The sequence below is a fragment of the Sphingomonas humi genome, from assembly GCF_039536725.1.
Classification (GTDB): Bacteria; Pseudomonadota; Alphaproteobacteria; order Sphingomonadales; family Sphingomonadaceae; genus Sphingomicrobium; species Sphingomicrobium humi.
Genome location: NZ_BAAAZD010000001.1, coordinates 152,036 through 166,060 on the forward strand (window position 1 = coordinate 152,036; position 14,025 = coordinate 166,060).

Annotated in this window: 9 protein-coding genes; 5 read left to right on the top strand and 4 right to left on the bottom strand. The window is 66.8% G+C overall.

Annotated features, from left to right (window positions below):
* Positions 1-30: 30 nt before the first annotated feature.
* A complete protein-coding gene (locus tag ABD729_RS00630; RefSeq protein ID WP_344708226.1) occupies positions 31-1,098 on the bottom strand; it encodes a M23 family metallopeptidase in 1,068 nt (355 codons plus the stop codon).
* 365 nt (positions 1,099-1,463) lie between these two features.
* Between ABD729_RS00630 and ABD729_RS00635 the strand changes: the two genes are divergently transcribed.
* From ABD729_RS00635 to ABD729_RS00645, 3 genes are all read left to right on the top strand, one after another.
* On the top strand, positions 1,464-2,585 hold the full coding sequence (locus ABD729_RS00635) for a phosphoserine transaminase (RefSeq protein WP_344708228.1): 1,122 nt from the start codon (positions 1,464-1,466) through the stop codon (positions 2,583-2,585).
* 87 nt (positions 2,586-2,672) lie between these two features.
* Positions 2,673-4,256 carry a phosphoglycerate dehydrogenase gene (serA, locus tag ABD729_RS00640; RefSeq protein ID WP_344708229.1) on the top strand — a complete coding sequence of 528 codons (1,584 nt, stop codon included), beginning with the start codon at positions 2,673-2,675 and terminating at the stop codon, positions 4,254-4,256.
* A gap of 58 nt (positions 4,257-4,314) precedes the next feature.
* Complete coding sequence (locus tag ABD729_RS00645) at positions 4,315-6,342, top strand: prolyl oligopeptidase family serine peptidase (RefSeq protein WP_344708230.1); 2,028 nt, start codon at positions 4,315-4,317, stop codon at positions 6,340-6,342.
* A gap of 1 nt (position 6,343) precedes the next feature.
* On the opposite strand, the gene ABD729_RS00650 is transcribed toward ABD729_RS00645, so the two are convergent.
* Positions 6,344-7,351: an alpha/beta hydrolase gene (locus tag ABD729_RS00650; protein WP_344708231.1), complete on the bottom strand. Its 1,008-nt coding sequence runs from the start codon at positions 7,349-7,351 to the stop codon at positions 6,344-6,346.
* A gap of 89 nt (positions 7,352-7,440) precedes the next feature.
* On the opposite strand from ABD729_RS00650, the gene ABD729_RS00655 reads away from it, so the two are divergent.
* Positions 7,441-8,730 (top strand): adenylosuccinate synthase, encoded by a 1,290-nt coding sequence (locus ABD729_RS00655; RefSeq protein ID WP_344708232.1) that lies wholly within the window; start codon positions 7,441-7,443, stop codon positions 8,728-8,730.
* Here the strand turns inward: ABD729_RS00655 and ABD729_RS00660 are convergent.
* On the bottom strand, positions 8,727-10,010 hold the full coding sequence (locus tag ABD729_RS00660) for an MFS transporter (RefSeq protein WP_344708233.1): 1,284 nt from the start codon (positions 10,008-10,010) through the stop codon (positions 8,727-8,729). The two genes, ABD729_RS00655 and ABD729_RS00660, sit on opposite strands and share 4 nt — an antisense overlap.
* A gap of 48 nt (positions 10,011-10,058) precedes the next feature.
* On the bottom strand, positions 10,059-12,257 hold the full coding sequence (locus tag ABD729_RS00665; RefSeq protein WP_344708234.1) for a TonB-dependent receptor domain-containing protein: 2,199 nt from the start codon (positions 12,255-12,257) through the stop codon (positions 10,059-10,061).
* 366 nt (positions 12,258-12,623) lie between these two features.
* Between ABD729_RS00665 and ABD729_RS00670 the strand changes: the two genes are divergently transcribed.
* Positions 12,624-14,021, top strand: a complete 1,398-nt coding sequence (locus ABD729_RS00670) for a M20/M25/M40 family metallo-hydrolase (protein ID WP_344708235.1) — start codon at positions 12,624-12,626, stop codon at positions 14,019-14,021.
* Positions 14,022-14,025 lie beyond the last annotated feature (4 nt).

Consider the following 14,025-nt stretch of genomic DNA (forward strand, 5'->3'; position numbering starts at 1 on the left):
CGCCTGCACCGCGCCCTCAAGCAGGACGCCTTAGCGGCGGCCGCGCTCCGGACCGCCGAGCGCGATCTGATCCATGCTGTGATTGCTGCGGTTCTTGATCGACGCGAGATAATCGGTCGAACGCATGAACGGGATCGGGTTCACCGCCCGGCCGTCGATCCGCACCTCGTAGTGGAGGTGGCTACCGGTCGAGCGACCGGTCGAGCCCATGCGGCCGATCAGCTGGCCGCGCTTGACGCGGTCACCGGCCCGCACGCCGATCGCCGACAGGTGGCCGTAGCGGGTCTCGATCCCACGGCCGTGGTCGAGCTTGATAAGGTTGCCGTAGCCGCCGTTGTTGAAGCCGGCATCGAGAACGGTGCCGTCGGCGGTGGCATAGATCGGCGTGCCATAGGGACCGGCAAGATCGATCCCGGCGTGCATGGCGGCGCCGCGACCGAAGGGATCGTTGCGGACACCAAAGCTGGAGGTGAACTCGGCGGTCCGCACCGGCTTGTCCGACGGAACCGCAATCACGCCGTCCTGCAGCGAATCGAGCTTCTTCCAGCTGTTGAATAGCGCGCTGAAGGTCGGGTCGCTCTTGGTGGCGGGCTCGAACGGACCGCCGACAGCAAGACGCTGGGGCGACAGGCCGAGCTTCTTCAATTCGCGGGTCGCAGTCTGATAGCGCTGATCGAGGCGTTCGGCGGCCGCCGCCTCCTGCGCGGTGAGCCTGGCCTCGGCCCGGTCGAGCGGCGCGGCGATCGCGGCCGGCAGCGAACCGGCGTCGCTGACTTCGGGAAGCTTGGCAGGATCGACATCTCCGCCGGCCATCATCGTCGCCAGCATCTTCTGGCGCTGTTCGATCAGGCGTGCCCGTTGTTCGGTGGCGGCGGCGAGCTTCTGGATCTGGGTGGAGTCGCTGACGACTACCGCCGCCCGGTCACCACCGATCAGGTGGGCGGCCGCAAAAGCGGAAAAGGCGGTCAGCGTCACGGCAAGGGCAAGAAGGAAAAACTGGAACGGAGCGGACAGACGGATGCGGCGGAGACGGGTCCCGTCATGCACGAACAGATCGCGGCTGCGGAGCAGTCCCGTTGTTCGAATGGCATGGCTCATGAGACTGCAGCTCCTCGCTCGTTCACGTCAGCGGATCCCCGTTCGCGCCACATCGCTGCGGCGTGCGCGGTATCCTTAAAATGTCAGGAGCTCCCCAGCCCCGACCAGAACGACGATGCCCACGCCGTTCCGGACGCCAGAGAAAGACCCGCTAGGGTTAATGAATACAACCTTTTCGTTCCCGCGAAGGGACGAGCCGGGAATGTCGAGCGGTGAGTTGAGCCGAAGCGGGTCGGATTCCGCCCGATCAGGAAGACTTATCCACAGAATCACCTGTCGGCTTGCGCTGCCGCGGTCATGCTGTACAGCGGCTGCGGGCCACGCCGTCCCAACGCGGCGCGTGCTCTCTGTGAGGAGAGTTTGAAATGACGAATGCAATGCCGGACGTGCGTCCGGAACGCCCCTATTTTTCGTCGGGGCCGTGCGCTAAGCCGCCTGGCTGGAATGCCGCGTCCCTTGCCACCGATAGCCTCGGTCGCTCTCACCGCAGCAAGATCGGCAAGGCACGCCTGAAGCGCTGCATCAACCTGATGCGCGCCAATCTCCAACTTCCCGACACGCACCGGATCGGCATCGTCCCCGGGTCCGATACCGGCGCCTACGAGATGGCGATGTGGACCATGCTCGGTGCTCGCCCGGTCACCGCGATGGCGTGGGAAAGCTTCGGCGAAGGCTGGGTTACCGATGCGGTCAAGCAGCTCAAGATCGATCCGACCGTCATTCGCGCCGACTATGGTGCGCTGCCTGACCTCGGGCAGGTCGACTGGTCGAACGATGTGCTGTTCACCTGGAACGGCACCACTTCGGGCGTCCGCGTTCCCGATGGCGAGTGGATCGCCGCGGACCGCGAAGGGCTGAGCTTCGCCGACGCAACCAGCGCGGTGTTCGCTTACGACATTCCATGGGACAGGATCGATGTCGCCACCTTCTCCTGGCAGAAGGTGCTCGGCGGCGAAGGCGCGCACGGCGTCCTCATCCTCGGCCCGCGCGCGATCGAGCGGCTGGAAAGCCATACGCCGGCTTGGCCGCTCCCGAAGGTGTTTCGTCTGACCTCCAAGGGCAAGCTGATCGAGGGCATCTTTTCAGGCGAGACGATCAACACGCCGTCGATGCTGGCGGTCGAAGACGCCATTGCCGCGCTCGAATGGGTGGAATCGATCGGCGGGCTGGACGGCGCGATCCGGCGCTGCGCCGCCAACGCCGCCGCGCTCGACCGCATCGTCGATGAGCGCAATTGGCTCGGCCACCTCGCCGCCGACCCCTCCTCCCGCTCCAAGACCAGCGTTTGCCTGACGGTCGAGGGCGCTGACGAGGCCCGCATCAAAAAGATCGCCGCCCTGCTCGAGGAGCAGCGCGCCGCCTTCGACGTGGCCGGCTACCGCGACGCACCGCCGGGCCTGCGGATCTGGTGCGGCGCCACGGTAGAGACGAGCGACATCGAGAAGTTCGGACCGTGGCTCGACTGGGCCTACGCCGAAACTGCCTAGGCGCGGGCCGGCGAAGGCCGGAGTCCAGTGCCTTTCTACACCCAGGAACAACTAGGCTCCGGCCTGCGCCGGAACACGGAGCACCAGATGACCCAGCCCAAAGTCCTGATTTCCGACAAGATGGATCCGCGCGCCGCCGCCATCTTCCGTGAGCGCGGCATCCAGGTCGACGAGATCACCGGCAAAACCCCGGAAGAACTTGCCGCCATCATCGGCGATTATGATGGGCTCGCCATCCGCTCGTCGACCAAGGCGACCGCCAAGCTGCTCGACCAAGCGACCAACCTCAAGGTCATCGGCCGCGCAGGGATCGGGGTCGACAATGTCGATATCCCGGCCGCGACAGCGCGCGGAATCGTGGTGATGAACACCCCCTTCGGCAATTCGATCACCACCGCCGAGCACGCCATCGCGCTGATGTTCGCGCTTGCCCGCCAGCTGCCCGAGGCCGACGCATCGACCCAGGCCGGCAAGTGGGAGAAGAATCGCTTCATGGGGGTGGAGCTGACCGCCAAGACGCTGGGCCTGATCGGCGCCGGAAATATCGGCTCGATCGTGGCCAGCCGTGCCCTCGGCCTCAAGATGAAGGTGATCGCCTTCGACCCCTTCCTGTCGCCGGAACGGGCGCTGGAGCTCGGGATCGAAAAGGTCGAGCTCGACCAATTGCTCGCGCGCGCCGACTTCATCACGCTGCATACGCCGCTCACCGACCAGACCCGCGGTATCCTCAGCCGCGAGGCGCTGGCCAAGACCAAGAAGGGCGTGCGGATCATCAACTGCGCGCGCGGCGGGCTGATTGACGAGGCAGCGCTCAAGGACGCGCTCGAAAGCGGGCAGGTCGCCGGCGCGGCGCTCGACGTATTCGAGACCGAGCCGGCCACCGCCTCGCCGCTGTTCGGGACGCCGGGGTTCGTCTCCACCCCGCACCTCGGCGCGTCGACCACCGAAGCGCAGGTCAATGTCGCGATCCAAGTGGCCGAGCAGATGAGCGACTTCCTGCTGCTGGGCGGCGTCACCAACGCTATCAACATGCCCTCGCTCTCCGCCGAGGAAGCGCCGCGGCTGAAGCCGTACATGGCGCTAGCGGAAAAGCTGGGCCGCCTACTCGGCCAGGTGCTCGGCGAGCAGGTCCGCGGCGTCTCGATCGAGGTCGAGGGCGCGGCTGCGCAATTGAACCAGAAGCCGATCACCGGCGCGGTGCTGGCAGGCCTCATGGGCACCTACAGCCAGACGGTGAACATGGTGAACGCGCCCGTCCTCGCCAAGGAACGCGGGCTCGACGTCAAGGAGATCCGCCACGAACGCGAGGGTGATTACCAGACCCTCGTCCGCGTGACGGCCTCGACGCCGGGCGGCGAGCGGTGCGTATCCGGCACCCTGTTCGGCAATGCCGCGCCGCGCCTTGTTGATATCTTCGGCGTGGCGGTCGAGGCGGAGCTTGGCGGCCACATGCTCTACATCGTCAACAACGACACGCCGGGCTTTATCGGCAAGCTCGGCACCGCGCTTGGGCAGGCCGGGCTCAACATCGCAACCTTCAACCTTGGCCGACGCGCTGCCGGCGGCGAAGCGGTGGCGCTGGTGGCGGTCGATGATCCGGTGCCCGCCGAATTGGTCCAGCAACTTTGTGCATTGGACGGCGTGCGCGAGGTTGTGCCGCTCAATTTCTGACGGGCCACGCGCTGGCTTTTTGTCGCTGAAGTGCCATGCTCGTCCCTCACCTTGGGGGATGAGCATGCACGTCAGACTGTCACTGGGGCTTGGCGCCCTGATCCTGGCGGGCAGCGCGGCTTCCGCGCAATTGCAGCCCAGGGACCTGTTTTCGCTCCAGGTCGCTTCGGACCCGCAGGTCCGTCCTGACGGAAAGGCGGTCGCCTATGTCCGCGCCTCGGGTGACATCACCAACGACCGGATGACCCGCTCAATCTGGATGGTCGATGCCGTGACGGGCGTGCAGCAGCCGATCGCTGCGGGACCGGGCCAACATGGCAACCCGCGCTGGTCGCCCGACGGCAAGCGGCTCGCCTATGTCTCGGCCGGAGAGGGCGAAAAGCCGCAACTGCTTGTGCGCTGGATGGACAGCGGGACGGTGGCGACGGTCGCGACGCTGACCGAAGCGCCCGGCAATCTCACCTGGTCGCCCGATGGTCGCTTGATCGCCTTCACCATGTTCGTGCCGCGCGACAGCGTGCGCCTCGGCAAGGCGCCTGACAAGCCGGACGGCGCCAAGTGGGCCGACCCGCCCCGTTATACCGAAAGCCTCGTCTACCGGACCGATTCCGGCGGTCTGCTGCGCCCGGGCGAGAGCCAGGTCTTCCTGGTGTCCGCTACCGGCGGCACCCCCCGCCAATTGACCCGCGAGGAGGGTTCCGACCCTGACACGCTGAGCTTCACTCCCGATGGACGCGCCCTCCTGTTCGCGGCCAATCGCAAACAGGACTGGCAGCGCGACCCGGTCGAAAGCGAGGTGTGGCGGGTCGCGGTCGACGGTGGCCAAGCCGTCGCGCTTACCAGCCGCGACGGGCCGGATGGCGAGCCCGCCGTTTCGCCCGATGGACGGCTGATCGCCTATACCGGCTTCGACGACCGAAAACTGAACGCGCAGGATGCTCATCTCTACGTGATGAATGCCGACGGCTCGAACCCGCGGCTGATCAGCGGCGGCTACGACCGTGCCATTTCGAGCCTGAGCTGGGCCCCCGACGGCCGATCGATCCTGGCGCTGACCACCGATCGCGGCGAAGGCAAGGTTGTCCGCATCGGGCTGGACGGGAAGGTCACCGAAGTCGCGGGCAAGCTCGGCGCGAGCAGCCTCGATCGCCCCTACAGTGGAGGCGCCTATGACGCGGCGGGCGGGACGATCGCGGTCACCACTGCCGATGCAAGCCGGCCGGGCGACATCGCGGTCGTGCGCGGCGGCAAGCTTGCCCGTCTGACCGACCTCAACGCCGATTTCCTGGCGATGCGAAAGCTTGGCGAAATCCGCAAACTGCCCGTCACCTCGAGCCGCGACGGCAAGCCGATCGACACCTGGGTCGTCCTCCCGCCCGACTATCAGCCCGGCCAGAAGCGCCCCGCCATTCTCGAGATTCACGGCGGCCCAGCCTCGTCCTACGGACCAACCTTCGCGACCGACATGCAGCTTTATGCCGCCGCCGGTTACGTGGTCATTTATCCCAACGCGCGGCTCAGCACCTCATATGGCGAGGCGTTTTCGGTCAACCCCGATTCCAAGCGACCCTTCGCCGATTACGACGACTTCATGAGTGCGGTCGATGCGGCGGTCGCGGCGGGTTATGCCGACCCTGCCAACCTGTTCGTCACCGGCGGGTCCTACGGCGGCTATGCCTCGGCTGCGATCATCGGGAAGACCGACCGCTTCCGCGCAGCCGCATTGCAGAAGCCGGTGATCAACTGGGTCAGCAAGATCCTGACCACCGACATCATCGCCGCGCAGTATGAATATACCTATGGCAAGCAGCCGTGGGAAAATCCCGAAATCCTGTGGCGCAATTCGCCGCTGTCACTCGTCGGGAACGTCAAGACGCCCACCCTCGTCGTTGTTGGTGAGCGTGACTATCGCACCCCGATCAGCGAGTCCGAGCAATATTATGGTGCGCTTCAGCTGCGCGGCATCCCGAGCGGGCTGATGGTGGTTCCCGGCGCCAACCACGGCGGACTCACCGCCCGACCGTCGCAGTCGGCGGCCAAGGCAAGCGCGATCATCGCCTGGTTCGACCGCTACCGGAAGAAATAGCTCACAGCGTATTCAGAAAGGCGTCCACCACCGCCGTGCTCGGGTCGCCCGTGGTGCCGAGCTCGCGGTTGAGGGTCATGTGGGTCTTGCCGGCCTGAGGCAGGAGCTCCACGCTCGTGCCCGCCGTGCGCAACGCCGCCGCCAGCTTCTCGCTCTGGGTGCGAGAGTCCTGACGGCGTTCGACAGGCAAAATCAGCCAGCGCCCGGCATTAGGCGCGGCCGCATGGGTGACCGGTGACAGCGCTGCCTGACGCTTCGGATCGGTTGAGAAGGCCTGCGTGTACATCGCTTGCGCGCGGTTGCGGGCATCGCCGATCTGCGCCGGCACGTCATAGCCCGCGCCGTCGAGAAGGACGACACCCTTGACCGCGTTCAGCGGCACGCCGGCGGCCTTCAGGTAAGCCGGATCGCTCGCGACCAGGGCCGCAAGGTGCGCGCCCGCGCTGTGGCCCATGATCACGATGCGGTCCGGGTCGATCCCCGGCTGCCTGCGTAGCAACGCAATCGCCGCAGCCACGTCCGCTGCCTGCTGTTCGACCGTGGCTGCCGGGACCAGTCGGTAATTGGTGCTCGCGAATGCCCACCCCTGCGCGGAGAAATGGGCACCCTTGGTCCCGGCCTCCATCCGCTTGTCGCCGATCGACCACCCGCCGCCGTGCACGAACAGCAGCAACGGGGCCTTTTGGTCGACGCCAGCCGGCATGATCCACTCGACCTTCTGCCGGGGGTCGGTCCCGAAGGCTTCCTCGCGCCACCCGGTCGGCAAGGGACCGGCCCGGCCGGCGGCCCCTTCGCTGATGGCCTTGCGACACTGATCGGGCATATCGGCCAGCGCGCTGATCGCACAATCCTGCCGCAGCGAGCCTGCCAGCATCAGGCACACGCGAAGCTTGGGGGTGATGCACTCTGGCGGAAGTCGCCGTGTCTGCTGCGCCAGCGCGCCATGGCTTGCGATCAGCGCCACACTTGCCAGCACCGCGCCCCCGATCAATGTCCGCCTGCCGCTCATTCCCCTGCCCTCCGCTGGACCTTGCGGCTCCTAAACAATAGGAGCGCGGCTGAATTGCGGCTGATTACGCTGTTCATGGAAGGTTTCGGATGGGTAACGTCACCGTGATCGGCGCCCAGTGGGGCGACGAGGGCAAGGGCAAGATCGTCGACTGGCTTGCCAGCCGCGCCGATTGCGTGGTGCGCTTCCAGGGCGGGCACAATGCCGGGCACACGCTGGTTGTCGGCGAAAACGTTTACAAGCTGAGCCTGCTGCCGAGCGGGATCGTCACCGGCACCCTGTCGATCATCGGCAATGGGGTCGTCCTCGATCCCTGGTGGCTGCGCGAAGAGGTCGAGAAACTGCGCGGACAGGGCGTCCGGATTGAGCCCGATGTCCTGCGTATCGCCGAGACCTGCCCGCTGATCCTTCCCATCCACCGCGACCTCGATGCGCTGCGCGAGGATGCGTCGGGAAGCTCCAAGATCGGCACCACCCGCCGCGGCATCGGCCCCGCATACGAGGACAAGGTCGGGCGCCGCGCCATCCGCGTCTGCGATCTTGCCCACCTCGACAAGCTGGACCCGCTGCTCGACCGCCTTTGCGCGCACCACGACGCGCTGCGCGCCGGCTTCGGCAAAGGCCCGGTCGACCGCGACCGACTGAAGCGCGACCTATCCGAAGTGGCCGACTTCGTCCTCCAGTTCGCCCGTCCGGTGTGGGTCGATCTCGAGGAAGCGCGCTCGCGCGGGCGCCGCATTCTCTTCGAAGGCGCGCAGGGTGTGCTGCTCGACGTCGATCATGGGACCTATCCCTTCGTCACCTCATCCAACACCGTCGCTGGAACAACCGGCAGCGGCAGCGGCATGGGTCCGGGCGCGGCGGGCTTCGTGCTCGGCATCGTCAAGGCCTACACCACCCGGGTCGGCTCCGGCCCGTTCCCGACCGAACTCGACGACGAAATCGGCCAGCGCCTTGGCGAGCGGGGCCGCGAATTCGGCACGGTAACGGGCCGCCAGCGCCGCTGCGGCTGGTTCGACGCCGTCCTGGTCCGACAGAGTGCGGCGGTCAGCGGCATCACCGGCGTCGCGCTGACCAAGATCGACGTTCTCGACGGGCTCGACACGATCAGGATCTGCGTCGGCTACGAGATCGACGGGAAGCGCTTCGATTATCTCCCGCCTCACGCCGCCGATCAGGCCCGCGTCCGCCCAATCTACGAGGAAATGCCGGGCTGGTCCGACAGCACCGTCGGCGCACGCAGTTGGGCCGACCTGCCGGCGCAGGCGATCAAGTATATCCGGCGTGTTGAAGAGCTGATCCGTTGCCCGGTGACACTGGTTTCGACCTCGCCGGACCGCGACGACACCATCCTCGTCAAGGATCCCTTCGCGGGCTAGCGGCGGAGGCGTGGCGCGGTTTCGCGCAAGGTCGCGAACACCGGCAGCACGGCGAGCGCCACCAGCGCGATCATGACGCCGGGCGTGCTCGCTTCGCCCGTGCGGTCGATCAGCCGCTGCGCCAGCCACGGCGTTATGCCGCCGAAGATCGCCGTCGCGCCGGTCGCGCCGATGGCGAGGCCGCTCACTCTCCCCTCGCCCGCGAACTGTTCGGCGGTGGCAACCGCGCCGACCGCACTCATCGCGCCCGCGACGCAGGCGAGGACCAGCGCCCCGGCCAGCGCCGCGCCGGGCCCCGCGCCCGCCATCCACGAGAACAGGGTCGCCGGCAGCAGGGCCGAGGCGATCCCCACCCCGATCAGTACCGGCTTCCGCCCGATCCGGTCGGACAGCAGGCCGGTCAGCGGCGTCACAAGGATCACCGCCACCGCCGCCGCGGTCCCGAGCCAAAGGCTGTCGCCTTCGCTCAGCCGGCCGGCGGTGGTGAGGAAGGCAGGGACGTAGGTGATCCCGACGTAATAAGTGATCGACCCCAGCGCCGAGATGCTGAAGGCGCGGAAGATGCCGAGCTTGTGATGCGCAAGGCTGTGCCGCCACGGCGAATCGGGCACCGTCCCGGCCGCAACCTGGCGGATGAATTCGGGCGATTCCTCCATCGACGAGCGCGCGATCCATACGCTGCCCGCAAGCAGCGCCCCGACCAGGAAGGGGATGCGCCAGCCCCAGTCGGCAAGCTGGGCTTCGCTGGTCAGCGCCACCGTCAGCGCGGAGACACCCACCGCGAGCAGCGCGCCAACCTCGCTCGCGGCCGAGGCGAGGCTTGCGATGAGGCCCCGCCTGCCCGGCGCCGCGCCTTCAAGGAGATAGGCGACCACGCCGCTATATTCGCCGCCGACCGAGAACCCCATCACGCAGCGCAGCAGGAACAGGAGCCAGCCAGCGGCGGCCCCGATGCTCGCGGCGGTGGGGAGCAGCGCCGTCGCGAGCATCGCCGCCGTCATCAGCGCCACCGACCACAACAGCATCGCGCGGCGCCCATGGCGATCGCCGACATGGCCGAACACCACCGCGCCCAGCGGCCGCATCAGATAGGCGAGCGCGAAGCTGCCGAGCGTGAAGGACAGCGCTTCGCCCGTGTCGCCGTAGAACAATCGCGCCAGCACTGTCGCGAAATAGAGGTAAAGCGTGAAGTCATACCATTCGACGATTGTCGAGAAGGCGGCCACCGCCAGCGACCGGCGCGAAATGGGGCGGTGCAGCGAGGCGATGGCAGTTTCCATGCCGCACCGTCGCCGCGCCGGACCCTCTCCGCAAGCCCGTTCGGTGCACTACTGGCTGACGCTGCCCGCGCTGGGATCGAAGTCGAAGCCCTGCGGCTGCGGCTTCTTGTTGCCGCCCTGCCCGAAGCTGTAGGCAAAGCCGAACAGCACCGCCCTGCCCCGCACCTTAAATTCCAGCCGGTCGCGGAAGGCCGGGGTGCGAACGACTACATCCTGGCGCGCGCTGTCGAGGATGTTCTGGCCGGTTACCAGCAGCGACAATTTGTCGTCGATCTTGCGGCGATAGCCGACGTTCAGAATCGCGCCGCCGAGGCGATAGCCCTGCGGGATGAGCTGCTTGCCCTGCCAGTTGCCACTGACCTGGAGGAAGTCCTTCGGGCTGGGCTGGAAGTTGATGCTTCCCCGCGCCGAGGCAACCACGTCCGACACCTTACCCGACGTTCCGGCTATCCCGCGCGGGTCGAGCTCCATTCGCTGCACCGTGCCCGACAGCTGATAATTGAGCGTCTTCGACAAACGTCCGTTGAGGATCGCATCGACGCCCAGCCGGCTTCCGCGGCCAAGGTTAGCGCGCGTGGTCAGTAGGACGCCGTCGGGCAGCGTCTGCAGCACCTCGGTGAACATGTCGCGCGAGCGGCGGTAGAAGCCGGTCAGCGACAGGAAGGTTGCGTCCTTTCGATACTGGATCGAGGTTTCGAACGCGTCGGTCACTTCGGGCTTGAGGTTGGGGTTGCCACGCTGGAGGTTTCGGGCGTCGACGTAGAAGGTGTAGGGGTTGAGCTCGAACGGCCCCGGCCGCTGGATGCGTCGGCTATAGCTGGCGCGGATCTTGGTCCGGTCGCTCACCTGCCGGCCGACGTGCAGCGTCGGATAGACGCGGAAATAGTCCTGGCTCGCCGTGCTGCCATCGGTGCGCTGGTTGAGATCGACCCCGACCTGTTCGAGGCGGATACCGGGCAGGAATTCCCACTTGCCCTTGTTGACCTGTGCGGTGGCGTAGAAGGCGTGCACGTCCTGCGAAAAGTCGAAGCGATTGGTGAGGCTCGCCTGCGGCACTAGCGCGTTGAGTGCGGTCCCGCGCGCTCCGAAGGAATCGAAATCGGCGTTCGAGCCTTCGAATTCATAACCGAGGTTGAGTGATCGCCCCTCGCCCAGAGGTTTCTTGTAATCAGCCTTTATCCGCGTCTCGTTGCGATCGATGTCGTTGGCGATGCGCTCGTTTACGAGCGCTCCGGCCGCCGGCGTGATCCGCCCGTCGAGTTCGCGGTTCATGCCCCCGCTGTCGTGCTGAACATCGAACGAGAAGCTGTGGTCCTTGCCCGGCAAGGTCTTGCGCCACGAACCACGCAGGCTGAGGATGCGCTGCCGCATCTCCTGCTCATTGCGGCGGGTGAAGCCCGGCTCCACCGCATTGCCGATGAAGCGTTCGTCCCGGTCGGAATTGAGCTGGTTGCGGCGATAGCTGATCTCGCCCGACAGCCGGTTGGTCTTGTCGAGGTCATAGTCGACCCCGAAGCGGCCATTACCGCCCTGTGCCACATTGTCGTGGAACTGCTCCTGCCGGCTGAGCAGGCTGGGCCCACCGGTGACAAACCGTTCGCGATCCTGGGTGACGATGATCTGATTGGTGAACCGGCGGTAAGACGCGTCGCCCGAGACGGTCAGGCCGGGCCGGCTGCGCGCGACGCTGAGCGCCACGCTGCCGCGACCTTCGAGGCCGGCGTTGGCGCGCACGGTGCCGGTGGTGCCCGCCTGGCGCTGCTTGCGGGTGATGAGATTGATGATCCCGCCCGACCCTTCGGGGCTGTTCGCCGCCGACGGATTGGTGATGACCTCGACCCGCTCGATCTGATTGGCCGGCATCGCCAGCAGCGCATCGCCGCGCCCATCGCCGTTCAACTGCCCCGAGGGACGCCCGTCGATCAGGATCTTCACCCCCGGATCGCCGCGCAGGCTGAGCTTGCCCTCGAGATCGACCTCGACCCCCGGCACATTGCGCAGCGCCTCGGCCAGACTGGCGGTCTGCGCGCCAAGGTCGTTGGCGACATTGAAGCTGAGGCGGTCGGGCGCGTCGATCACCTGCGGACGGCTGCCGGTCACGGTGACCGTCTGTCCCCGGTCGCCCGCGGGAGGCCGTTGCTGCGGCTGGCCAGCGGCAGGCGCGATCTGGGCGGCGACCGGCGCGGAAGCGAGGGCTGCGATGGCCAGGCCAAGGATGCTGGTGGCGGCGGAAAAACGACTATTCATCGGAAAGCTTGCCCCTCGTGTACTACTGCTGCGCCCGAAGAACCCGGACGCAGATGATCGTCATCCGTCGCGCAGGTGAGCGTCATGAGGCAGGGCTGATCATTGGCTGAGCAATGACCGGCCGCTGCCCGGCGGCGCCCGCGGCATCGGCTTTCGACCACGAGGGGATGCGCGAGACGGCGGTGGCGATCACCGTGGCTTCGACGAACAGGCGTCTTGCTTCTATAATACGCTAAGGCGGCGGGCTGGCCCGATCAGCGGATTTGGCTGGAGGCCGCTGGCGCAGGGCCGCGGAACGGATTAGCCTCCGCTCGTTCGCCTCGTGGCCGTCCTGGGCCGCCGGGCATCGGGGGAGAGCTTTTTATCATGAAATCGATCGCGCTCGGGCTGGTTGCCCTGCTGACCTCCACCACGGCGCTTGCCCAGCGCCCGGGCGAGGCGGCGTTCCGTGACACCTACAAGGAACTGGTCGAGACCAACACCACCCTGTCGCAGGGCAGCTGCACGCTGGCGGCCGAGCGGATGGCCGCGCGGCTGGCCGCCGCGGGCATCCCGCAGAGCGACCTCCACCTCTTCTCCGTTCCCGATCATCCCAAGGAAGGCGGCCTCGTCGTCGTCTATCCGGGCAAGGACCCCAAGGCGAAGCCGGTGCTGATGCTGGCCCACGTCGACGTGGTCGAGGCCAAGCGCGAGGACTGGACCCGCGATCCGTTCAAGCTGGTCGAGGAAGACGGCTATTTCTATGCGCGCGGAGTCGCCGACGACAAGGCGATGGCGGCGATCTTCGTCGACACGCTGATCCGCTACAAGCAGGAGAAATACACCCCGCGCCACACGCTAAAGCTCGCCCTTACCTGCGGCGAGGAAACCAACGGCGTGTTCAACGGCGCCAAATATTTGGCCGAGCAGAAGCGCGACCTGATCGACGCGGCCTTTGCGGTGAACGAAGGGGGCGGCGGGCGTCTCGACAAGGACGGCAAGCCCGAATTCCTCGGCATCCAGGTCGGCGAGAAGCTGTCGCAGAACTACACGCTGGAAGTGACCAACCCCGGCGGGCACAGCTCGCGCCCGGTGCCGGACAACGCCATCTACCACCTCGCCCGCGCCGTGACCGCGGTGGAAGGCCTGCGCTTTCCGGTGACCTTCAACGATACGACGCGCGATTATTACACCCGCGTGGCCCCGACCCGCCCGGCCGAGCAAAGGGCCGCGATCACCGCGCTGCTGGCCAATCCGCAGGACGAGGCGGCGCGCACGCTGCTTGAGAAGGATCCGAGCGACAATGCGATCCTTCACACAAATTGCGTCGCGACCATGCTGAACGCCGGCCACGCCACCAACGCCTTGCCGCAGCGGGCGCGGGCGAACATCAACTGCCGCATCTTCCCTGGCGGCACCGCCGAGGAAGTCCGGCAGGTGCTGGTCAGGACGATCAACGATCCCAAGGTCGCAGTGACCATTCCAGAGGTCCGCAACGCGGGCGCCAATCCGCCGCCGCTCGATCCCAAGGTCCTTGGGCCGGCCGAGAAGCTGGCGGCGAAGATGTTCCCGGGCGTGCCGCTGGTCCGCACCATGTCCGCCGGAGCGACCGACGGCGCCTTCCTGACGCCCGCCGGAATTCCGACCTACGGCATCTCGGGCGGGTTCGGTGACGGTGACGGCGGCGGCGTCCACGGCCTGAACGAGCGAATCCGGGTCAAGTCGGTGCTCGACAGCCGCGACTATCTTTATGCGCTGATGAAGGTCTACGGCGACCAGAAATAGGTCG

What these genes read in the sequence shown, in the direction of transcription:
- ABD729_RS00660 (WP_344708233.1), bottom strand. Translation starts at nt 10,010, where the DNA reads ATGGAAACTGCCATCGCCTCGCTGCACCGCCCCATTTCGCGCCGGTCG.
- ABD729_RS00670 (WP_344708235.1), top strand. Translation starts at nt 12,624, where the DNA reads ATGAAATCGATCGCGCTCGGGCTGGTTGCCCTGCTGACCTCCACCACG.
- ABD729_RS00645 (WP_344708230.1), top strand. Translation starts at nt 4,315, where the DNA reads ATGAGCATGCACGTCAGACTGTCACTGGGGCTTGGCGCCCTGATCCTG.
- ABD729_RS00630 (WP_344708226.1), bottom strand. Translation starts at nt 1,098, where the DNA reads ATGAGCCATGCCATTCGAACAACGGGACTGCTCCGCAGCCGCGATCTG.
- ABD729_RS00655 (WP_344708232.1), top strand. Translation starts at nt 7,441, where the DNA reads ATGGGTAACGTCACCGTGATCGGCGCCCAGTGGGGCGACGAGGGCAAG.
- ABD729_RS00635 (WP_344708228.1), top strand. Translation starts at nt 1,464, where the DNA reads ATGACGAATGCAATGCCGGACGTGCGTCCGGAACGCCCCTATTTTTCG.
- ABD729_RS00650 (WP_344708231.1), bottom strand. Translation starts at nt 7,351, where the DNA reads ATGAGCGGCAGGCGGACATTGATCGGGGGCGCGGTGCTGGCAAGTGTG.
- serA (WP_344708229.1), top strand. Translation starts at nt 2,673, where the DNA reads ATGACCCAGCCCAAAGTCCTGATTTCCGACAAGATGGATCCGCGCGCC.
- ABD729_RS00665 (WP_344708234.1), bottom strand. Translation starts at nt 12,257, where the DNA reads ATGAATAGTCGTTTTTCCGCCGCCACCAGCATCCTTGGCCTGGCCATC.